At 57.6% G+C, this 21,286-nt stretch carries 15 protein-coding genes and 4 pseudogenes; 15 read left to right on the top strand and 4 right to left on the bottom strand.

Translation table 11 applies throughout. The features are described 5' to 3' along the window. Positions 1 to 68 precede the first annotated feature (68 nt). The 6 genes and pseudogenes from AC1MEW_RS20620 (at position 69) to AC1MEW_RS20595 (ending at position 6,124) form a co-directional block, all read left to right on the top strand. Positions 69 to 1,208 carry an ornithine cyclodeaminase family protein gene (locus AC1MEW_RS20620; RefSeq protein WP_111449697.1) on the top strand — a complete coding sequence of 380 codons (1,140 nt, stop codon included), beginning with the start codon at positions 69 to 71 and terminating at the stop codon, positions 1,206 to 1,208. A 34-nt stretch (positions 1,209 to 1,242) separates the two neighbouring features. Then, entirely contained in the window at positions 1,243 to 1,665 is a 423-nt protein-coding gene (locus AC1MEW_RS20615) for a RidA family protein (protein WP_480423412.1), read from the top strand. Between the two features lie 57 nt (positions 1,666 to 1,722). Then, complete coding sequence (locus AC1MEW_RS20610; RefSeq protein WP_480423411.1) at positions 1,723 to 3,015, top strand: NAD(P)/FAD-dependent oxidoreductase; 1,293 nt, start codon at positions 1,723 to 1,725, stop codon at positions 3,013 to 3,015. A gap of 32 nt (positions 3,016 to 3,047) precedes the next feature. Next, positions 3,048 to 3,896, top strand: coding sequence for an alpha/beta fold hydrolase (locus AC1MEW_RS20605; protein ID WP_480423409.1), 849 nt, complete (start codon positions 3,048 to 3,050; stop codon positions 3,894 to 3,896). Beyond that, positions 3,893 to 5,113, top strand: a pseudogene (locus AC1MEW_RS20600) (multidrug effflux MFS transporter). The gene AC1MEW_RS20605 and the pseudogene AC1MEW_RS20600 overlap by 4 nt, the downstream one beginning before the upstream one ends. 95 nt (positions 5,114 to 5,208) lie before the next feature. Then, positions 5,209 to 6,124 (top strand): annotated as a pseudogene (locus tag AC1MEW_RS20595) (carbohydrate kinase family protein). Between the two features lie 464 nt (positions 6,125 to 6,588). Here AC1MEW_RS20595 and AC1MEW_RS20590 read toward each other — a convergent pair. Further along, positions 6,589 to 7,494 (bottom strand): LysR family transcriptional regulator, encoded by a 906-nt coding sequence (locus AC1MEW_RS20590; RefSeq protein WP_480423408.1) that lies wholly within the window; start codon positions 7,492 to 7,494, stop codon positions 6,589 to 6,591. A 97-nt stretch (positions 7,495 to 7,591) separates the two neighbouring features. Between AC1MEW_RS20590 and AC1MEW_RS20585 the strand changes: the two genes are divergently transcribed. The 3 genes from AC1MEW_RS20585 (at position 7,592) to AC1MEW_RS20575 (ending at position 11,516) form a co-directional block, all read left to right on the top strand. After that, positions 7,592 to 8,377 (top strand): SDR family NAD(P)-dependent oxidoreductase, encoded by a 786-nt coding sequence (locus AC1MEW_RS20585; RefSeq protein WP_480423407.1) that lies wholly within the window; start codon positions 7,592 to 7,594, stop codon positions 8,375 to 8,377. 300 nt (positions 8,378 to 8,677) lie between these two features. Then, the gene (locus tag AC1MEW_RS20580) at positions 8,678 to 10,078 is read left to right on the top strand and encodes an aspartate aminotransferase family protein (RefSeq protein WP_480423406.1); all 1,401 of its coding nucleotides are present in this window, start codon (positions 8,678 to 8,680) and stop codon (positions 10,076 to 10,078) included. A 70-nt stretch (positions 10,079 to 10,148) separates the two neighbouring features. After that, complete coding sequence (locus tag AC1MEW_RS20575; RefSeq protein WP_480423404.1) at positions 10,149 to 11,516, top strand: glutamine synthetase family protein; 1,368 nt, start codon at positions 10,149 to 10,151, stop codon at positions 11,514 to 11,516. Positions 11,517 to 11,742: 226 nt separating this feature from the next. Here AC1MEW_RS20575 and AC1MEW_RS20570 read toward each other — a convergent pair. Then, positions 11,743 to 12,309 (bottom strand): annotated as a pseudogene (locus AC1MEW_RS20570) (IS3 family transposase); the annotation flags it as partial. 273 nt (positions 12,310 to 12,582) lie between these two features. On the opposite strand from AC1MEW_RS20570, the gene AC1MEW_RS20565 reads away from it, so the two are divergent. From AC1MEW_RS20565 to AC1MEW_RS20540, 6 genes and pseudogenes are all read left to right on the top strand, one after another. Beyond that, entirely contained in the window at positions 12,583 to 13,845 is a 1,263-nt protein-coding gene (locus AC1MEW_RS20565; protein ID WP_480423402.1) for a serine hydrolase domain-containing protein, read from the top strand. Between the two features lie 118 nt (positions 13,846 to 13,963). Next, positions 13,964 to 15,301: an alginate export family protein gene (locus AC1MEW_RS20560; protein WP_480423399.1), complete on the top strand. Its 1,338-nt coding sequence runs from the start codon at positions 13,964 to 13,966 to the stop codon at positions 15,299 to 15,301. 38 nt (positions 15,302 to 15,339) lie between these two features. Continuing rightward, positions 15,340 to 16,443, top strand: a complete 1,104-nt coding sequence (locus tag AC1MEW_RS20555; protein WP_480423397.1) for a polyamine ABC transporter substrate-binding protein — start codon at positions 15,340 to 15,342, stop codon at positions 16,441 to 16,443. A 48-nt stretch (positions 16,444 to 16,491) separates the two neighbouring features. Then, complete coding sequence (locus tag AC1MEW_RS20550; RefSeq protein WP_480423395.1) at positions 16,492 to 16,980, top strand: DUF3237 domain-containing protein; 489 nt, start codon at positions 16,492 to 16,494, stop codon at positions 16,978 to 16,980. Positions 16,981 to 17,116: 136 nt separating this feature from the next. Continuing rightward, positions 17,117 to 18,367 (top strand): annotated as a pseudogene (locus AC1MEW_RS20545) (PDC sensor domain-containing protein); the annotation flags it as partial. A gap of 87 nt (positions 18,368 to 18,454) precedes the next feature. Then, positions 18,455 to 19,273, top strand: coding sequence for a methyl-accepting chemotaxis protein (locus tag AC1MEW_RS20540; protein WP_480427299.1), 819 nt, complete (start codon positions 18,455 to 18,457; stop codon positions 19,271 to 19,273). 62 nt (positions 19,274 to 19,335) lie between these two features. On the opposite strand, the gene AC1MEW_RS20535 is transcribed toward AC1MEW_RS20540, so the two are convergent. Then, complete coding sequence (locus tag AC1MEW_RS20535) at positions 19,336 to 20,289, bottom strand: aldo/keto reductase (protein ID WP_480423394.1); 954 nt, start codon at positions 20,287 to 20,289, stop codon at positions 19,336 to 19,338. Between the two features lie 89 nt (positions 20,290 to 20,378). Further along, positions 20,379 to 20,990 (bottom strand): TetR/AcrR family transcriptional regulator, encoded by a 612-nt coding sequence (locus tag AC1MEW_RS20530; RefSeq protein WP_140678297.1) that lies wholly within the window; start codon positions 20,988 to 20,990, stop codon positions 20,379 to 20,381. Between the last annotated feature and the right edge of the window lie 296 nt (positions 20,991 to 21,286).

Raw genomic sequence — 21,286 nt, 5'->3', positions numbered from 1 at the left:
GATACTCGAGGTCGACAGAGTGGAGCTGCGCCTACCGCAGCGATATCACCTTCAGCCCGAGAACAACTATGTCTACAAATACAAAAATTGACTTCATCTACCTCTCCGAGCAGGACATGATCCGCGCGGGCGTGACTGACATGCTGGCGTGCGTTAACACCATGGAGGAGATGTTCGGCCTGCTCTATGCCGGTGACTATCGCATGGCCGGTCCGAACAATGACTCCCACGGCGCGATGGTGATCTTCCCGCAGGATTCACCCTTCCCGAACATGCCCAAGCCCACGGCTGACCGACGCATGATGGCCATGCCTGCCTACCTGGGCGGCAGCTTTTGCACCGCAGGCGTGAAATGGTACGGCTCCAATATCGCCAACCGCGAAAAAGGCCTGCCGCGCTCGATTCTGATGTTTACCTTGAACGACCCCGACACCGGCGCACCACTGGCCCATATGTCGGCCAACCTGCTGTCCGCGTACCGCACCGGTGCGATTCCCGGCGTGGGCGCGCGTCACTTGGCACGCAAGGACTCGAAAGTCGTCGGCCTGCTCGGTCCAGGTGTAATGGGCAAGACCACACTGGCGGCATTCATCGCGGTATGTCCGCATATCGACACACTAAAGATCAAAGGTCGTGGCCAGAAGAGCCTCGATAACTTTATCGCCTGGGTCAAGGAAACCTATCCGCAGATAACCACGATCGAAGTGGTCGACACCCTTGAAGCGGTGGTTCGTGACTCCGACCTTGTTACTTATTGTAGCTCCGGTGAGGTGGGCGATCCCACAACCTACCCAATTGTGAAGCGCGAATGGGTCAAGCCAGGTGCCTTCCTGGCGATGCCTGCATCCTGCTCCCTTGACGACGGGATGGAACAGCGCGACGTACGCAAGGTGCTGGACAACACAGGTCTCTACCAAGCCTGGTTTGAAGAACTGCCCAAGCCTGCGCATCACTGCGTGCCGGTGATTGGTGTGCGCTTCATGGACATGATTGCCGAAGGCAAGATGCAGCTCGATGAAGTTGAGGACATCGGCAAGATCATTGCCGGGGCTGCGCAAGGCCGTAGGAACGATGAAGAAATCATCATCATGTCGGTGGGCGGCATGCCCGTGGAAGACGTGGCCTGGGGCACGGTGGTGTATCGCAACGCCATCGAAAAAGGCATCGGCGTCACCTTGAACCTGTGGGAAACCCCGGTTCTGCGTTAAGCCATCCATCACTTATTTTGAAGAGGCATTCCACATGACAAACATCATCAAGCTCAAGACCGGTTCCCCGTTTGAAGAACAGGCCAGCTATTCGCGCCTGGTGGTCGTGGACAACTGGATCTATGTGTCCAACACCGCAGGCCGCAACCCGCAGACCAAGCTGATTCCGGAAGATGTCATCGAGCAGACGCACCAGGTGTTTGCCAACATCGAGGCGGCCCTGGCGGCGGTCGATGCGAGCCTGGCGGACGTGGTGTGTTCGCGGGTGTTCATCCAGGACCCCAAGGATGTACCGGCCGTGATGACCCTGATCGGCGAAAAGTTTCGCGGCGTTGACCCGGCCAGCACCGTCACCTGTCCGCCCTTAGGGTCGACGGTCTACAAGGTTGAGCTGGAAGTGACGGCGTATCGCAATGCGTCGAAGGCGCAAGTTGAAGTCATTCGACTGTCGCAGTAACTGTCACGCGGCCACGCGTAGGCGTGGCTTACTTCATTCGCTTACCGAGTCTTGATCATGGCACCCACAATAGCGCCCGTGAAAACGTCTACCGTGTTTCCCTCCGCAACCTCTGTCGTCATCATTGGCGGCGGGATTATCGGCCTGACTGCTGCGTTGACATTGGCCGAACGCAATATCTCGGTGGTGGTGCTGGAAAAAGGCCATATCGCCGGTGAGCAGTCGTCACGCAACCTGGGCTGGGTACGCAAGACCAGCCGCCATGCGGCCGATATCCCCCTGGCCCTCGCCGCGGACCGCTTGTGGGCGAAGATGCCTGAGCGGGTAGGGGCGGATGTCGGGTATCGCCAGGAGGGCATCATGTTCGTGGGCCGAACCCCATCGCAGATGGCGATGCATGAGGGATGGCTAAAGTCGGTGGAGCATTTGTCACTGGATTCACGGCTGCTCAGCAAACGCGAAATTGGCGAGCTGGTGCCAGGTGGCGTGGGTGACTGGGCCGGCGGCATCTTTACGCCGTCCGATGCGCGTGCCGAACCGACACTGGCAAGCAGTGCTATCGCCAAGGCTGCCATGGCCTTGGGTGTGGTGATTATCGAGCAGTGCGCAGTGCGTACGCTGCAGATGTCCGCCGGCGGGGTCAGTGGCGTGGTCACAGAGAAAGGTGAGATTCGCTGTGATCATGTGCTGCTAGCAGGGGGGATGTGGTCACGGCGCTTTCTGGGCAACCTCGGTGTGTCGTTGCCGACCTTGCCCTTGACTTGCTCGGTGCTGCGTACCCATCCAATGGAGGGGCCGACGGACATTGCTGTCGGCGCACCTGACTTTTCGTTTCGCAAGCATAGGGACGGCGGCTTCATCATTACCCAGCGCGGCAAACTGGATGCCTTCCTGACACTCGATCACTTGTTGCTCGCCAAGCAATATATGCCGCAGTTCCGTGCGCAACGTAGCGTTCTGAACGTGTCGTTGGGCAAACCTTTTTTCAATGACCTGGCGCTTGCCCGGCGTTGGAAATCCGACAGCGTCAGCCCGTTCGAGCGCGTCAGGGTTCAGGACCCGGCCGCCAACCCGCGGCTCAATAACGACGCGATGAACAACCTCATGGCGGCCTGGCCGGTGTTTGAACAGGCGCGGATCGCCCAGGCCTGGGCAGGCACTATCGACGTCACGCCGGATTCGAATCCGGTCATAGGGCCGGTCGCGCAGATACCGGGGCTGACCGTGGCCACCGGATTCTCGGGGCACGGTTTCGGCACCTCGCCGGCTGCAGGCCACCTCGCGGCGGATCTCGTCAGCGGCCATGCGCCGATCATTGATCCAAGCCCTTATCGGTTCGATCGTTTCTAGGTCGACTGGCGCCATGCACTAAGGAAAAACCGATGTCATCTGAAAGCTGTTTCTTCACCAACCGCTCAGGCTTGCGCCTGCACTTTTTGCGCTGGGGTGAATCGACCGGCGTGCCCCTGGTGCTATTGCATGGCTTGCGGGCCTATGCACAAACCTGGGAATCGCTGGTGCAATCTCTGGGTGCGGACTACTGCATCTATGCCCTGGACCAGCGCGGTCGAGGACTGAGTGACTGGGCCTCGCCCGGCAGCTACCACACGCAGTCGTATGTCGAGGACCTCGAGGACTTTGCCACCCATGTTGGCTTGTCGCGTTTTGTATTGCTGGGGCACTCATTAGGGGGCGCCAACGCCCTTGAATATGCGCGGCAAAATCCGCGACGGTTGATTGGCTTGATGATTGAGGACATCGGTCCCGGCTCTTCAAGCCAGGGCGATGGTGCCGCGCGCATTCGCCGCGAGATGAGCCAGACGCCCTTGCAGTTCGATAGCTGGGAGGCGGCCCGCGCATTCTGGCAGGCTTCGCGCCCGGGCTTGTCGGAACAGGGCCTGGCGTCAAGGCTCGCTCATTCGATGAAAGAGAGCGAGGGCGTGATCACCTGGCGCCATGATCAACAGGGTATTGCCGAGGCGCGCCTGAGTATCGATCCGACAGACCTGTGGCCTGCGGTGCGCGCGCTGGATTGCCCGACCCTGTTCATTCGCGGCGGCCGCTCGGACTTTCTGCCGCCCTCGACGTTGCAGGCGATGAGCGCCAGTAATCCGCACGTGCGGACGGCGGAGGTCGCAGGCGCCAGTCACTATGTACATGACGATCAAGGCGAGGTGTTCAACGCGCTGGTCGCAGGCTTTCTCAAAAGCCTTGAACTCCCGGGTCAATGAAACCCACTGCACGTCTGATCGCACTGCTGGCATCGCTGACGGCCTTTGTGCCGTTTTCCATCGATACCTACCTGCCCAGCTTGCCGTAGATCGCCGCTGACCTGTCGAGCAGTACTTCCCAGGTGCAACACACGATCAGTGCCTTTCTCGCCGGGTTGTGCCTGGGCATGCTGTTCTATGGGCCACTGTCGGACCGCTATGGGCGTCGCCCACTGTTGCTGGGCAGTCTCATGCTGTATGGCCTGGCAACCCTTGGCTGCCTGATTGCCGACAGTATCGAACAACTGACTGCATGGCGATTTATCCAAGCCCTTGGCGGGGCCGGCGCACTGGTCCTGGCCAGGGCAATTGCCAGAGACCTGTTCGGTCTGGCACAAGCGGCCAAGGTGTTGTCCTGGATGCATCTACTGACAATGATGGCAACGTTGTTCGCACCCATGATCGGTACCTGGTTGGTGCTGATCGACGGCTGGCGCACCATATTCGCCGCGTTGTTCATCCTGTGCGGGCTGTGCCTGCTGATGGTGAGCGTGGGATTGAACGAGAGCCTGCCGACGCAGGCGCGCGGCACCTCGCTCAAGAGGGCGTTCGCGGCTTACCTGGGCATCGTCCGACAACCTCGGGCGGTGGCGCTGATCCTGTGCATGGCACTGGCCTTTGGCGGCATGTTCGCTTTCATCACCGCCTCACCCTTTGTGTACGTCGTGTACTTCGGTGTCTCGCCGCGTACCTTCAGTTGGCTGTTCGGCCTGAACATTCTAGGCATCATCGTGGTGACCTTTATCAATGCCGGTTGGGTCACTCGCTTCGGGCCACAGCGCATGCTGGGGGTGGGCGCCGTGCTAGCAGGCGTCGCAGGGCTGGCGCTGATGGTGGCGGGGTATACGCAGTGGGGCGGGCTGACGAGCATTGTGCTTTGCATGGTGCTGTACATGGGCGTCACGGGCTTGCTGGGAGCCAATTGCACGGCGAGCCTGATGAGTATGTTCCCGGGGCAGGCAGGGGCGAGTGTCGCCCTGGGTATTTCGGTGCAATTCGCCAGCGGGGCGCTGGCCAGTCTGTGGGTCAGTCGCCTGGCCGATGGCACCCCATGGCCCATGTGCCTGGTGGTGGGAAGCTGTGGGCTTGGCTGCCTGGTTGCGTACGGCATCGCCATCCGTGTGCCTATCAGCCCCCTTCCGGCGCAGGATGACGTGAGGGTGCCGTTTCAACCCTGACGCGGGTCATCGCGCACTCAGTTTTAGACGGTTGCTCGCCGAGCTGGGCCTTGTAGCAGGCGCCAAAATGCCTTAGATGAGTAAAGCCGAAATCGCTGTTCGATTTCTTTAGTGAAAACGACCCCGGAGCTCAAGCTTCAAAAATAAACTACAAGGCCATTGCCGGCGGTTCACCGTTCAACGTCGCCGTCGGGCTGCGGCGCCTGGGTATCGACGCGGCGCTGTTTGCCGGGTTGTCTACCGACTACCTGGGCCGGCGTTTACAGCAAGTATTGCGGGAGGAGGGCGTGCGCTTGGACTACCTTCAGAATTTGGACGCGCCGACCACCCTTGCTATGGTCGCCGTTAGTGCCGATGGCTCGCCGCATTACAGCTTTCGCGGTGAAGGCTGCGCTGATCGTCAGCTGTTGCCGGGGCATTTGCCTGAGTTGGGCGCTGAGGTGCGAGGGCTGCATATCGGCTCGTTCTCGTTGGTGGTGCAGCCGATTGCCGATACACTGCTGGCTCTGGTCTGCCGTGAAAGTGGCAAACGCCTGATCAGCCTTGACCCCAATGTGCGACTCAACCCAGAGCCGAATATCGAATTGTGGCGCGAACGTATCGGCGCTCTGGTCGAACATGCCGATCTGATCAAGGTCAGTGACGAAGACCTGAACCTACTCTACCCCGAGCGTGAGCCGCAGAGCGTGATCGAGGGGTGGCTGGAACATCGCTGCCAACTGGTATTCCTCACCCGTGGCGGTCAAGGGCGCGACAGTCTTCAGCCGCCGTCATGGCACTTGGTCGGTGCCGGCCCGTGTAGTGGTGATGGTCGATACCGTGGGCGCGGGCGACACCTTCCAGGCGGCATTGATCGCTTGGCTGACTGAGCAGCAACTGGATTCGGTGGAGGGCTTGCAACGCTTGAGCCGTGAACAGATCGACGCAATGCTCACCTTTGCCGTCAGCGCCGCTGCCCTGACCTGCGGTAGAACCGGGCCGGACTTACCTTTTCGGCATCAGTTGGATTGATATTTGGTCAGGATTTTGTCGTCGGCACGGCAGTCTTCATGGGCAAGTCGGGTCGTCCTTCAGCCGCTCCCACAGGAATACGCACATTTACTGTGGGAGATCAATTTTGTAGGAAAACCCTATAACTTCACGCCGATGGGTATTGGCAATGATTTTTCAAAAAGGCAAATGCCCCCCAGCAGATGTTCCGAACAAGGATCACCAAAGCCTGGGTTTCTAGAAGCATCTTCAAGCGTCCCGACTCGGCCGTCAGGCGAACTGCAGCACTCGCTGTAGTCCAGAGTGTCATAGTCATTGAAGAGTTTGAGTCACCAACCACCAACCATCAATCTGTTGCCGCTGACCGAAAACTGACCGCGGTACCGCAAGAATTGGTGATGATCTGCTTGATCTTCGCGATGGGGCGCGTCACGCCAGAGGAAGCAGTTGGCGGCCACTAAGAATGGCCCGTAATTTTTGACTCCTCAAACACGACGAGGCTCGCCCTGGACAATTTCGCGCATCAGACTCAGGTAACGACTCGCTCCCAGCCCCAGAGGTCGGTTCTTTACCCAGATGATATCGACCCATAACCGCATCTGACTCGGCATGTTGTCAAACACCACCTCCGTCAATGCGCCCGAAGTAATTAGAGGTTGTACCAGTGGTTGTGGAAGATAAGCCCAGCCCAATCCTTGCTGCACCAGATCCAGCGTTGCCAGATAACTGTCGCTGAGCCAAATCCGCCGCGACAGCACAACACGTGGGTCAGAATCTGTAGGTCCTCCAGTAGCTACTATGATCTGTCGAATGTTCACCAGTTGCTCTTCACCTAAAGGGCTTTTCTTGCCGGCGGCCGCAGGATGATCTGGAGATGCAACTGCTACTAACAACTGGCTTCCCGCTTCAAGAAACGTCTCCCGCTCGTCAAGCCCTGGTCGTTCAAATCCAAGTGCCAATTGCACACGCCCTTCATGGAGCATGCGAATCGCCTCCGGATGGGAAGCGGAGCGAATCTCGATTTCAAGCGTGGGAAACTCTCTGGCGATAATTGACAGCGGACGATTCCATACGCCTGTTTGCAGCTCCGGCGCCATCGCAAGGATCAAGCGCCCCTCCAGCCCCTGATGAAGCTGGAGGGCATGCGCGTCCAGCAGGTTTAACTGGCTCGCGACCTGTCTTGCCTGGGGCTCAAGTGCTTTGGCGGCTGCTGTAGGAATGGCTTTGCGGGTTGATCGGTCAAAAAGCAAGAGATCCAGCTCTGCTTCAAGCTGTGACACCGCCATGTTGATAGCGGAGGGAACCCGGCCTAATTTTCGCGCGGCGGCGGAAAAGGAGCCGCTGTCCACGACCGAGAGGAAAACTTTAAGTGACTCGCTGGTAAACGCCATTATGGATGTCAAATTTTCTGATAATGATCGTCTTTATTTATCAGATTTATTGGCCTAATTTCCACTCCTATTACAAATTAAGTACGTGGGGAACACCATGTTGGGTACGGAATTGAGGGGGCATGTGGCACTTGTCAGTGGTGCCGGAAGTGAAGCAGGTATTGGTATGGCGATCGCTCGCAGGCTAGGTGCATCTGGGGCGAAGTTGATCGTCACCGCCAGCAGCAACCGCATCGCGGATCGGGTTAAAGAGCTACGCCTCGAAGGGTTTGAAGTTGAAGGCCGGCCAACCGACCTCACCGATGAAAGTCAGGTGCGTGAATTCAGCATATGGGCAGAGTCAGTCTGGGGACGGGTCGATATTCTGGTGAATAATGCCGGTATGGCCATGCAAGGAAGCCCTGAGATTTTCTCGGAATTGGCAACTATGGAACTGCATGACTGGAATCTTTCACTGGCAAGAAACTTAACGACAGCTTTTCTTCTGACTCGGGCCGTTTTGCCCGGTATGAAGGCGCGAAATTACGGGCGCATTGTCAATATCAGTTCCACTACGGGCACTCGGTGCAGCAATCCGGGCGAAGCGGCTTATAGCGCCGCTAAGGCCGCGATGGTTGGCATGAGCATGGGGCTTGCACTTGAAGTGGCCAAGCAGGGGGTCACTGTAAACAGCGTTGCTCCCGGCTGGATCACGACGGGATCAACCTCACCCGCTGAAGCAGAGGCGGGGCGTTTCACCCCAATAGGGCGGGCGGGCAGTCCCCGCGAAGTGGCTGCGGCGGTTGCATTTCTGGCGTCGCCTGAATCCAGTTACATCACGGGTGAAGTCATCGTGGTGGATGGCGGGAACTGTCTGGTCGAGAACAAAGCCCCTCCAGCCTGAGGTCAGGACACGGGCGGTTTATTCTTTTTTGGGCGGAAGTAAAACAGAGCGTTTTAACTACTCAAGCCGGCTATTAAGTTTGAATACTCTCCAGCGCGATCAACGAATGATCCTGGGTGGGGCGGCGGCTATCACTGCGATATATTAAATCGCGATATATCACAGAGTTTGTAAGTTCGCTGAGCGGTATTCACCGATCATTTAGGAACTGATAGGAGAATGAATACAGCGATGGATTGTTTTCCTATCTGAACGGTAACGACTTTTAATTAATTTGATAATTAACATAGGGTTTTGATCATGTCGAAAAGTGGAATTTGTGAATCAGCGATTGCTGCCTTTACCGCCTCCGAGCGTGCCCTCTTCATTGAAAACAACCCAACGTCAATGGCGTTGGCCAAGCGTGCTAAGGCTAATCTGTTCAATGGTGTTCCCATGCACTGGATGAGCGATTGGTCGATGCCTTCACCGCTCTTCGTCCAGCGTGCCAAAGGTGCACGCTTCACAGATGTTGACGATCATGAGTACGTTGATTTTTGCCTGGGCGACACAGGCACTATGTTTGGCCATTCGCCGGACCCTATTGCCCGCGCCATCGCAGAGCAGGCGAATAACGGCTTAACGACGATGCTTCCTGGCGAAGATGCGGTGGTCTGCGGAGAGTTGCTGGCTCAGCGATTTGGGCTGCCTTATTGGCAGGTCACCGCCAATGCTACTGACGCCAATCGTTATGTGCTGCGCTGGGCGCGAGCTATCACCAAACGCAATGTGTTGCTGGTGTTCGACGGCTGTTATCACGGCACGGTGGATGACGTGATGGTACGGTGCCACGAGGGCAAAACAGTGCACCGTTCAGGTCTTGTGGGTCAAGCCTACGACTTGACCCAATACAGTCGATCTATCCCCTTCAACGATGTCGCCGCACTAGAGGCTGCTTTAGCCCTGGGCGATGTGTGCGCGCTGATGTGCGAGCCGGCGATGACGAACATAGGCATGGTCCTGCCCGATCCAGGATTCATGCAAAAGTGTCGAGAGTTGACCCTTAAATATGGCAGCCTGCTGGTCATTGATGAGACCCATACTATTTCTACCGGCATCGGTGGATGCACTCGCCAATGGGATTTGAAACCTGACTTTTTTGTGGTGGGTAAACCCATAGCAGGTGGCGTGCCCTGCGCTGTCTTTGGCGTTACCGAGCAAGTTGCGTTGGCAATGCACGACGCGCAGAAGACCGTTAGCGAAGAGAGCGGCGGGCATGGCCACAGTGGTATGGGAACGACGCTGTCCGCCAACGCGCTGGCGATGCGTTGCATGCGAGCCAATCTCGAAGAGGTCATGACAGAGTCTGCCTACCAGAACATGTTGCATTTCGCATCAGGGTTGGCTAAGGGATTTCGATACTTGTTCAAGCAGCACCAACTAAATTGGTCGGTAACAGAGTTGGGGGCTCGTTGTGAGTTTCAATTCTGTGCCACCCCGCCAAGAACAGGCGCACAAGCCGAGGCGGCTTTTCATGACAGCCTTCAAATGGCTCTGCACCTGTATCTAATCAATCGCGGAATCCTGATCACGCCTTTTCACAACATGACGCTGTGCTGTCCACAGACAAGTTCATCGGATATCGACAGGCTGCTCGTTGAGTTGGATAACGCGCTAACCACGCTGCTTGCCATACCTGGGGCTCGGGTCATACCTAAATAGTTGGTCAACTGAAGACTCCACCTTTCTCAAATATTGCCAAGGCGCTTTAATGAGTGCTAAGAGGATTGATATGCAATTTGCTGATAAAAAAGAGGCCGAAGATTATCTGGCCGCCCATCCTGAAGTTCTGAGCATCGAGTTGTTCCTTATCGATGCTAGCGGCGTTCCTCGGGGCAAACTGTTGCATCGCAACGAGCTACTGGCGATCTACGAAAATGGTCGGCCGCTGCCAAGTTCCATTCTCGCCTTGACCGTGCAGGGTGAAGACGTTGACGAGACAGGCTTGGTCTGGGATGTCGCTGACGCCGACTGCTGGACCTACCCTTTACCGGGAAGCCTGACCTTGCAACCTTGGCGCACCAATCCCACCGGCCAAGTGCAGGTGAGCATGCACCCGACCCAAGGTATTCCCGCCGCACCGGCCGACCCGCGACACGTACTGGTGCACACCATCGAGCGGCTGAAAGCCGATGGATTCCATCCGGTAATGGCCGTTGAGTTGGAATTTTACCTGCTGGACCAGCAACGCGACGTCAACGGTCGGCCGCAGCCGGCATTGCAGACCAATGGGGTACGCCCTGTTGCTCCACAGGTTTATGGCGTATACGAACTGGAGCAGCTTCAACCGTTTCTTGATGACCTCTACGCGGCTTGCGCCCTACAGGGGTTGCCCGTGCGTACGGCGATATCCGAGTATGCTCCAGGCCAGGTCGAGTTGACGCTGGAGCATCGTTTCGACGCACTCCAGGCCATTGATGAAGGCGTACGTTACAAACGCTTGGTCAAAGGTGTGGCCAACAAACATGGGCTGCAAGCGTGCTTCATGGCCAAGCCATTCAGCGATCAGGCGGGTAGCGGTATGCATTTGCACGTCAGCCTGGCGGACGAGCAGGGTCACAACCTGTATGCGAGCGAAGACCCACAGGGCACGCCGCTGTTGCGTCACTCCATTGGAGGGATGATGGAGACCTTGTTTGACTCGCTGGCGATATTTTGCCCCCATGCCAATTCATATCGACGGTTCCAGACCGGTAGTTACGCGCCGCTGGCCAAAAGTTGGGGAGTCAACAATCGTACTGTGTCGTTCCGCGTGCCCGGCGGCCCCGCGATAAGCCGGCACATCGAACACCGCATTTGCGGTGCCGATGCCAACCCCTATCTCGCCGCCGCCGCAGTACTTGCGGGCATTCACTACGGCATCACTCATCAAAGCGATCCCGGCGCGGCGATTGAAGGCAATGGCTATGAGCAGGCGACCGATTTTCTACCCACCGACTGGCTTACAGCGTTGCAGGCACTGCAACGTTCAACCTGGGCACATGAGGCGCTGGGAGCCGAATTCCTCAAGGTGTTTCTGGCGATCAAGTGGCGCGAGTACCGTAAATTTAACGCTGAAGTAGGGGAGCAGGACTGGCGCTGGTACCTCACTCACGCATGAGTGTTGGCCCGTCAGTGTTCCTTCATAATGGATTGCTGACGGCAACGACTCAAGCGGCTTAACAGTGATGCTGCCCGGTGTGTAGTCCCGTTTTCGCTGGGTTATCGTTCGTGCATTGAGGATGGCTGTTGGCGCTGATATCGAATTTACCCAGTTGCCGAGATTTTAATGTCAGTCTAGCGCCGGCAGGTGATTCAATTCGGCATCGGCGTCAACATACCGTACTTCCAGAGCGCCGTCGGTAACCTGTCTGAGAGCGCAGACCTTCAGGACGCATCAGCCTCGCCACACGATGCCGACCACAATCTTCAGCGACCTCGCGCAGATCGTCTTGGATTTTGTGATAGCCATAAACTCGGCCGCTCTCCAGGCACGAATGCTCGATCAAACCCAACAATCGCTGGTCGTCTTTGGCGGGTGCAGATTGCGGCTCAGACAACCAGGCGTAATAACAACTGGGATGGACTTTCAGCGTCTGGCAAAGCCTTCGAATGGAATACTCGACAGACTGCTGCTTGATAAAGGCGTACTTCAACAGCACTCCTGGCAAAGCCCGCGGCGACCTTTTCAAGATGTCTTGCTCTTCAGTGACCCGCTTGAGCTCCGCTCGCAGATGGGGCAGTTCAGCGTGCTGGTCATCGTCTTGCTGCCGTACTTCTTGAGGTTTCCTGTAGCGCTTTACACACACGACACGCCAAGTCGGTGCAGCTACATCAGAGACAGGCAGTTTCTTTTCGGTCACTTGATTGACCGCTTGGATTTTGAATTCTTCGGTATAACGTGGGCTGCTCATGTCACCTCCTGATTGGCCTCAGATTAAGGCCTGGAGGTGTCAACGAACCTTGGGGCGATTGGAAGGATGCTACTCAATGGCTAGCTGGTTTAGGCCGCTTTCAGGAGTTGCGCACTTGCCGGGTGGTGACACGCGACACCAGAGGAGGGTAGGTCCTCGCTGAACTGTCAAAGTAATTTTATTAAAGTAAATGTTTTATTGACTAAAAAACAATATCGGATAATTATTCCCCTGCATCTGCTCGCACGCAGAGTCATTTTCAGGGTCAATCCGATGAGTCAGAACACCGTGCCTTCACTGGCCAGTCTTTACATCGAGACTAATGGATCGTCATTCGACGCGCGTCAGGCGCCTTTGCTTATGCAGGGCTTCCCGGCAGAGCCGCAACGCCGCGTCACCTGGAACAATTGGATGCGCCCGCCGTTCAGTCAATGGGGTTTCCGTAATCTGGCGCGCCTGCGTCCCTCCATTGATGTGCAGGCGGGTTCCGGGCCGGTCAGTACGCTTCAAGAATTTCCACAAGCGTTGGATGGGCTGCACTTCGACAGTGAGTGTGGTCTGGGAATCAGCGTCATCGATCACCTGGTGGCCAGTCAGACCGATGCCTTTTTGGTGATGCAGGGCGACACCGTGCTGTTCGAGCGCTACTTCAACGGTCAGCGGCCCCGAGACCGGCACATCATGTTCTCGGTGACCAAGTCGCTGATCGGCACCCTAGGTGAGCAACTGGTTTGTGACGGTGTACTCAACCCAACGTTGCCCGCAGCGTATTACGTGCCTGAATTGGTGGGCAGCGCGTTTGGTGATGCCACCGTACGCCAGCTGTTCGACATGGCCGTGGGCATTGAGTACAGCGAAGTCTATGACGACCCCAACTCGGAGAGTTCGCAATACGGCTATGCCTGCGGTTTTCAGCCTGCACCTGCGCAATACGCCCAGTTCGAGTCGTTGTACCAATACCTGCCGTCTCTAAAAAAACGCGGCACCCACGGTGGCGTTTTTCATTACGTGACCGCCACTACCGAAGCCTTGGCCTGGGTCATGGAGCGCGCCTCGGGCAAGGCCTGCGATCAGTTACTGCAAGAAATCTGGAGCCAATTGGGGTGTGAGCGTGACGGCTACTTTATGGCCGACCCGTGGGGGCGCAGCGTCGCCGGTGCCGGTTTCAGCGCCACTTTGCGTGACATGGCGCGTTTCGGTCGCCTGCTGGCCAACGATGGTCGCCAGGATGGACTGCAACTGCTGTCGACCGAGACGGTCGCACGTCTCTTCGCCGGTGCCGATCCAGCGATCTACGCCAAAGACTCTGACTTCTCCAACTGGACCCCCGGCGCTTCCTACCGCAGCCAGTGGTACGTCTTCAACGACCACAGCCAGGCGATTATGGCCGGTGGTATTCACGGCCAATACCTGTTTGTCGACAAGCGGTCCGGTGTAGTGATCGTCAAGCAGTCATCGCTGACCGACGCCGTCAGCCAATTCGATGCTGACAGTGTGCGCATGCTGCGTGCCATTGCTGCGCACCTTAGCGACTGAAACGCCCCATAAATACAAGAAGTTTGCGTCCTATTCGCCTGGCTCGGCCAGGTGTTGGCGGCGTACTGCGCCGCCATTTCACTGCCCTGTAACAATAATAATCACGCAGGAGCTTCATATGGTTTCGATGACGCGTTTCTCTCGAGCGCTCTTAGCGTTCGGCTTACCCCTGACCACCCACGTTGCGTTGGCTGGCTACACCTTCGAGGACGGCAACCTCAAGGGTGAGGTCAATCTCAGCGCCGGAGGGGCGACTATTTCCACTCGCAACGTCAACTTTGGCAGCGGCCGCGTCGATATGCGCAGCGGCAAAAACGACGGCACGAAAATTGACTGGCAGGAGTTCTACGTAAAGCCAGGCATCAAGCTGGACTATTCGCTGCAGCCCGACTTCAGCCTGCTGGCTGGCGGCTCGCTCGTGGCGGCGACGACCTTGGGCGATGGCGATGCCGGCGGCTTTACGCGCAGCTCTGATGGTGATGTGGCCGCCGAAGAACTCTACGGTGGTTTCCGCTCCGGGGAATGGACGCTGACTGCCGGGCGCCAGAACTACATGATTGGTACTGGCTTCATCGTCATGGACGGCAACCTCGATCAGCTCAAGGACGGCGCCTACTGGCTTGGCCCCAGAACCGCCTTCAAGGATTCGGCCATCCTGGCCTGGGATCATGGGGCATTGAAGAGCCAGGCCTTCACCTTGCGAACCGACGACGATCTGGGTGACTTCCGCATGACGGGCGCCAACTTGGATTACAACCTCGACGATCAAGTGACATTGGGTGCCATGGCGATGAAGGTCAACGCCCTGGGGCCCAAAGGCAGTACGCTGCCAAGGCGTAGGGACGGCATGCTGGTGTACAACGTAAGAGCACTTAATGCCAAGGTGCCGGGAGCGCCCGCCCTGACGCTCAACGCCGAATATGCGCTGGAGAAAGGCAGTGGCGAGGGCGTCGATTACGATGCCAACGCTTGGTATGGCCAGGCAGACTACGCGTTCAATAGCTTGCCTCTGACGCCGGTCATCGGCTATCGCTACGCCAGTTTTTCCGGCGATGACAACCTCACCGACAATCGCCAGAAAGCTTGGGACCCTCTGAGCAAAGGCTTCATCGACTGGAGCACCTGGCTGGTAGGGGATGTCGTCGGTAACTACCTGTTGTTCAACAGCAACGAAAACGTTCAGCAGTTCTCACTCAAAACTCACCTGAACCCCACCCTGACCCTCGGTGCGATTCACTATCAGTTCTGGCTGGACGAGAAAAACTACATGGGCGCCCCCGTCAGCGATCGGCGCTTTGCCGATGAGAGCGTGGTTTTCCTCGACTGGACGCCGACTCCGTCGTTCTATACGTCACTGTCGTATAACTGGGTCAAGCCGCTGGCCGCTGCCAAGCAAGTATTCGGCGATGATCAGAAATTCAGCGCGCTGGAACTGTACTTCACCTACCGCTATTAAGTGTCGCGAGCCCCGCGGCCGCGTAGGAGTGTTTCACTATGAACAAGCATGTACGTAACACCCTGTTGTCCGTTGCGCTGTCGTTGCTGACGGCGGGCGTTTCCCTGGCTGAAGAGCGCACGGTGCGCATCTATAACTGGATCGAATACTTGCCACCGGAGATCCTCAAGAGTTTTCAGGAGGAAACCGGGATCCGTCCGATCTATGACGTGTTCGACAGCGTCGAGACCCTGGAGTCCAAGCTGCTCACCGGCAACTCTGGCTATGATGTTGTCTACCCCGGCAGCGCCAACCTGAGTCACTTGATCGCGGCGGGTGCTGTCCAGCCTCTGGACCGCAGCCAGTTGCCGAACTGGCAGCATCTGGACCCGGAGTTCATGAAAACCCTGGAGGCGGTGGGTGACACGGGCAACCGCTACGCTGCGCCCTACCTGTGGGGCACCACGCTGATCGGCTACAACGTCGACAAGGTTCAGCAGATTCTGGGCGCCAATGTGCAGATGAACACCTGGGACATGATCTTCAAGGAAGAGAACCTCAGCAAGCTGGCCAGTTGTGGCGTCGGTTTTCTCGATGCAGCCAACGAGATCTTGCCCATCGCCTTGCACTACAAGGGCCTCGATCCCAACAGCCAGAAACGCGAGGACTACCCGCAGGCTCAGGCGGCAATGATGAAGATTCGCCCTTACGTCACCTACTTCAACTCGTCGCGCTACGGCATGGACCTCGCCAACGGTGACATCTGCGTCGCCGTTGGCTGGTCGGGCGGCGTGGCGCTGGCCAAAAGCCTGGCCGATGCCGCGGGCAAGGGTGTGAGGGTGGAAATGGCGTTACCCAAGGAAGGCGCGCCGATGTGGTCAGACGTGATGATGGTGCCGGTTAACGCCCCCCACACCAAGGAGGCCCACGAGTTCATCAATTACATCCTGCGCCCGGATGTGATCGCCCGGATCAGCAACAAGATCGGATACCCCAACCCGAACAAGGATGCCACCGCGCTGGTGAACGCCGACATCCGTAACAACCCCAACATGTATGTGCCGGACGAAGCGCGCAAAACCCTGTTCGCTTTACAGCCCATGCCACCAGCCATGGAACGGATCCGCACTCGCACCTGGACCAGCATCAAGACCAATCTCTGATCATTGTGGCCCGGTGCTTTTGTGCCGGGCCACACAGGAGTGTTTGCCATGGCTGAACCATTGGAGTTGATGGGCGCTGCACCCAATCTGCAGCGGGTGCTGACCCTGTGCGTCGATATCGGCCCTGGGCTGATGTTGGGGGAGAGCGTCGAGGGAGTGCGTTGCAACTATCCTATTGTCGGGGGGGATTTCGAAGGGCTGGACTTCAAAGGTCAGGTGTTGGCCGGGGGCGAGGATATCTTCCTGCTGCGCCCTGACGGCGTCGGTCAACTGGACGCACGCTACAGCTTGCGTACCGACCAGGGGGAGTTGATCAACATCCGTAACATCGGCCTGCTGAACATGACCGAATTTGGTCGCCAACTAGAGCGACAAGGCCAGTGGCCGATTCCCGAAACGGAGTACCACTGCACCTGCACACCGGTGTTTCAAGTGCCTAAGGGGCGCCTGGACTGGCTCACCCGTGCAACCTTTATCGGTCAGGTGCATTACCCCAACGCAAGTCAGGTAGTGATTCGCTGCTACCGCTTCTATTGATGCCCGAGATTCACCTCTGCTGTTGAGCACGGCCTCTGTTAACCCTCTTCGCTGGCGCGCATCGCCGGTTGGACGCGTGTGGATGACAGGCAGTGCAGGGAGATGTGACGGGCTCTTTTTCTGATCGGCGACAGGCATGTCGCCATTTTTTTGTGTGGCCACTCGGCACAGGAGACTCGCCATGTTTGTCACTTTACGAGCCCGAATTATTCTACTGGTTGGGCTATGCCTGACACTGTTGGCCTTCGCCCTGATCGGCACCGCAATCAAGGAAATCAGTGGCTTGAGTCAGCGCGCCGAGGGGTTGACCTCTGCCAGCCTGACCCAGGCTATCGAGGAGCGCGTGGCCGAGTCCGTCGGTTTTCAGTCCTCTGGCGTCCAGGAGTTTTTCCGCGATGCCCTGCGCGTCGGTGAGGCTTCATCAGCGGAGGTCATGCGAATCATGTCGCTTAGCCGTAGTGGGGCGCTGACACCAGAGCACGCCAGGGCCTACATCACCGGGCAGTTGCAGGCCAGCTTGCAAGCCAATCCGATGTTTATCAGCACTTATGTCGCCTTCGAGCCCAACGCTTTCGACGGGCAGGACGCGCGCTTTGCCGGACAGAGCGAACTGGGTAGCAACGAGCTGGGGCGTTTTGCACCGGTCTGGTTTCGCCAGAGCGGCGGGAAGATGGAGCAAGTCACGGTGCAAGAAAAGAGCATTGTCGACGACACGCCCATGGCCGACGGCAAGGTGTCCCGCACCTGGTATGACTGCCCGCTACGAACGATGCAGCCTTGTCTGCTGAATCCCTATCTCGATGATGCCTCTGGCAGTCCGATTCTCATGACCTCGCTGACCCTGCCAGTGATCGATCACGGTCGCGTGGTGGCGGTGCTGGGTATCGACATTCAGTTAAGCCAGATTCAAGCCTTATCCCTGGCCGCCAAGGCAGGCTTGCCGGGGCAGGGTGGGGATGTGTGGATTGTCAGCGCCTCTGGACTGGTTGCTGGCAGTACGCTGGACAAGGATGCACTGGGCGGTCAATTCAAGGAACCTGGCGTGGAGTCTTCCGCATTATTGCCAGGACAATCACGGCCGCTGCAGGATTTGCTCGTCAGTCAGGCGTTCTCACCCATTCCAGGGGCCGAGCCTTGGCGCATAGTGGTCAAGGTACCCTCAGAGCAGATGTTCGCACCGCTGCTTAAGTTGCACGAAGCGATGAATGAGCACCTCCTAGCGGCAGTGCAAAAGGAGGTGCTGATGGGCTTGGCGCTGACGGTTTTTGGACTGGTGGTGATCTGGCTCGCGTCCCTGAGCATCGTACGACCACTGCGAGCAATGTCACTGATGGCCGACGATCTGGCCCGTGGCGAAGGCGATCTGGTCAAGCGCCTGGACTACGCCCGTGCCGACGAACTGGGCGGGGTGGCCAGCGGGCTAAACGCTTTTCTTGATGTGTTGCAGCCTATCGTCACCCGTCTCAAGGGCTCGATGACCGAGTTGCGGGCAGCGGCGGCCAGATCTGCCCAAGGCAGCACCGCCAACTTGCAAACCATGGAGCACCAGCGCCAGGACATCGATCAGGTCGCAACGGCTATGTACCAGATGAACCTTTCGGCGCAGGAGATTGCTCGCAATACCGCATCGGCGTCGGAAGCGACGGGGGCTATTTTGCAGGCCATCGACGACGGCACGGGGCTGATCGAAAGAACCACCCAAATAGTTGCCCGTCAGGGCGAGGACCTGGCCAACGCCAACCGTCAGGTCAACCAGCTGTCCGTCAAGAGTGAAAAGATCGGCAGCGTCCTCGACATCATCCGCGACATCGCCGAACAGACCAACCTGCTGGCGCTCAACGCAGCGATCGAGGCTGCACGGGCTGGTGAATATGGAAGAGGGTTTGCCGTGGTGGCCGATGAGGTGCGCAACCTGTCCAGCCGCATTCAGGACTCGATTCAGGAAACGCGCTTGATTATCGAAGACCTGCAGCAGGATACCGTCGTCGTCGTGCATTCGATGACGTTGAACCAGAGTCTGGGCCAAGAACTGGCGGCGCTGTTTGGTGCGTTAGTCGAGTCGCTGTACGGCGTCGGTGAAGGCATAGGTCGGGTGGCTCAGATGAACGTCCAGATTGCCAGCGCTGCCGAAGAACAGAGCGCGGTGTCGGAGCAGATCAACAGTTCGGTCGGTCGCATCCGCCGGCTAAGCGAGGACCTGACGGTCAGCGCACGTGAATCGGCGCAGGAGATTGCCGATGTCAGTGGACAGGCCACAGAGCAAGGACGTTTGCTGGAGCGTTTCAAGACCTAAGGTGAGGGGCACTGTGGCCGGTCATGCCAGCCACGTGCCTGGGCTATCGCGTACAGCCAGTCTCAAAGGAGACTGGCGAGGTCTAGTCGCTCAAGGGTTTGAGCATCCAGCCTCAGCTGCGTCGAACGCGCCAGGCTGTTTAGTTGCTCCAGGTTGGTGGCACTCGCAATGGCAGAGGTAATGCCGGGTTGGTGCATGACCCAGGCCAAGGCGATTTCCGCAGGTGAGACTTGCTGCTCCTGCGCCACCTGATGCAGAGCGTGCAAAATGCGCATGCCGCGCTCATCGAAGTACTTTTCCAGGTCCTCGCGGCGAGCACTATGCGTCAGATCATTAAGGCCTTTGTATTTGCCACTGAGGAAACCCGACGCGAGGCTGAAGTAAGTCAGGACCTCGCAGCCCTCGGCCAGGGCAAAAGCACGCAACTGCTGTTCGAAGTCATGGCGATCATAGAGGTTGTACTCCACCTGAAGGCAGGCGTAATGGGGCAGGGCGTGGCGATCGGCAGAGGATTTAGCGGCCTGTAGATCTTCGAGGGAGTAGTTGGATGCGCCGATCGATCGAACTTTTCCGCAGGCGATCAACGTGCTGTAAGTCTCCAGGGTTTCCTCGTGCGCTGTCGAGGCATCAGGGTAGTGGGAGAAGTACAAATCGATGTAATCGGTTCGCAGTCGACGCAGCGAATCATCCACGGCTTGCAGAATTCTGCCTTTCGAGAGCCCGTGCTGATCGAGCGAGAGTTCGGCCCCGACCTTGGTGATAATCTTCACTTCACTGCGTCGGTGGCTGTTCTGACTCAGCCATTTGCCAATGATGGCTTCCGACTCGCCGCCGCTATTACCACTGGCCCAGATGGAATAGGCGTCTGCGGTATCAAAGGTGTTGATGCCGAGTTCAAACGCTGCATCGAGTAGCTTCAGCGAATCTTGTTCGTTGACGGTCCAGCCAAAGACATTGCCGCCCAGCACCAGGCGTGAACTCTCCATCGTTGAACTGCCCGAATTATCTTTTTTCATACCGGTCCGCCGTTCGATTTAATAATCGGCCCTCTGGTGTTTGGCGTTCAGCCAAACACCCTGCGAGGTGGTTGCATCTGTGTGTTTTCTCAGGCCCGCATGCCGTAAAAGAGCAGCTCGGTGATATGCCTTACCTGAGCGGAGTGGGACTCGACATCCGGCGGTTCCTGGTTGACCAGCCTGAACAACTGCAGGTGTGAATAGTCGTTCAACAGGAAAGCGGCCAGGTCGACGTTGAGGTCAGCGCGTAGCTTGCCAGCCTGTTGCAGCTCTCTGAGCAATCCACTGATTTCAGCCCGGAGCGCATCGTTCATGGCGCGATAGCCTTCGGGCAGTCCGTTGTCGCCGCCAAACAGGATCAGTGGCAGCAGTTCACGCCAGAGGCTGGGGTGCATGACCTCCAGTGCGTAACCGGTCAGCCGCCGCTCCAGGTAACACATGGCATCGACTGGATCCTTAATGTCAGGCATCTGGCTGCGGGCGTCCTTGAGTGCTCGCTGGTCAGCGTCGTGCAGGATTTCCAGAATGATTTCCTGCTTGTTACCGAAGTACTTGAACACGGTGGGCGCCGACACCCCAGCCTGGTTGGCGATTTGTTCGATGGTGGTGTTCTGGAAACCCTGGCGCTCAAACAATTCGATCGCTGCCTTGCTGATGGCTTGGCGTCGTTCGACTTTCTGACGTTCACGTAGTCCGCTCACGGGAGGTCCCTGTCGCTATGAAAAAGGGGGGCGGATGTCGCCCAATCATCCATGCAAAATACTTAATCGAGTAAAACTTTTAAAGCGCTAATTTCTGTAGTGCGCTCTTTCGCGAGAAAGAAAGCCTTCGGAGGTGAAATGAGCTGTTACCTGGATACCGTTATTCACCCATTTTGGGGCGCACTGGGCCATTTCGTAGCACACGGCGAGTGTCACGCAGATCTAAAGATCACCAGTTTTTGAGTCGAAACTCCTTTCCAATTAAGAACTTGAGGCAGTTTTTAGCAGGCTGGCAC

Source organism: Pseudomonas sp. ASL4 (assembly GCF_056680395.1).
Note: the sequence above shows the minus strand (reverse complement) of the source record. Positions and strands in the feature narration are given on the sequence as shown.

Bases quoted from the DNA above. Each gene is read 5' to 3' on its own strand.
- AC1MEW_RS20620 (WP_111449697.1), top strand. From the start codon at position 69: ATGTCTACAAATACAAAAATTGACTTCATCTACCTCTCCGAGCAGGAC.
- AC1MEW_RS20565 (WP_480423402.1), top strand. From the start codon at position 12,583: ATGAGTCAGAACACCGTGCCTTCACTGGCCAGTCTTTACATCGAGACT.
- AC1MEW_RS20585 (WP_480423407.1), top strand. From the start codon at position 7,592: ATGTTGGGTACGGAATTGAGGGGGCATGTGGCACTTGTCAGTGGTGCC.
- AC1MEW_RS20590 (WP_480423408.1), bottom strand. From the start codon at position 7,494: ATGGCGTTTACCAGCGAGTCACTTAAAGTTTTCCTCTCGGTCGTGGAC.
- AC1MEW_RS20555 (WP_480423397.1), top strand. From the start codon at position 15,340: ATGAACAAGCATGTACGTAACACCCTGTTGTCCGTTGCGCTGTCGTTG.
- AC1MEW_RS20610 (WP_480423411.1), top strand. From the start codon at position 1,723: ATGGCACCCACAATAGCGCCCGTGAAAACGTCTACCGTGTTTCCCTCC.
- AC1MEW_RS20540 (WP_480427299.1), top strand. From the start codon at position 18,455: ATGACCGAGTTGCGGGCAGCGGCGGCCAGATCTGCCCAAGGCAGCACC.
- AC1MEW_RS20535 (WP_480423394.1), bottom strand. From the start codon at position 20,289: ATGAAAAAAGATAATTCGGGCAGTTCAACGATGGAGAGTTCACGCCTG.
- AC1MEW_RS20560 (WP_480423399.1), top strand. From the start codon at position 13,964: ATGGTTTCGATGACGCGTTTCTCTCGAGCGCTCTTAGCGTTCGGCTTA.
- AC1MEW_RS20550 (WP_480423395.1), top strand. From the start codon at position 16,492: ATGGCTGAACCATTGGAGTTGATGGGCGCTGCACCCAATCTGCAGCGG.
- AC1MEW_RS20615 (WP_480423412.1), top strand. From the start codon at position 1,243: ATGACAAACATCATCAAGCTCAAGACCGGTTCCCCGTTTGAAGAACAG.
- AC1MEW_RS20575 (WP_480423404.1), top strand. From the start codon at position 10,149: ATGCAATTTGCTGATAAAAAAGAGGCCGAAGATTATCTGGCCGCCCAT.
- AC1MEW_RS20605 (WP_480423409.1), top strand. From the start codon at position 3,048: ATGTCATCTGAAAGCTGTTTCTTCACCAACCGCTCAGGCTTGCGCCTG.
- AC1MEW_RS20580 (WP_480423406.1), top strand. From the start codon at position 8,678: ATGTCGAAAAGTGGAATTTGTGAATCAGCGATTGCTGCCTTTACCGCC.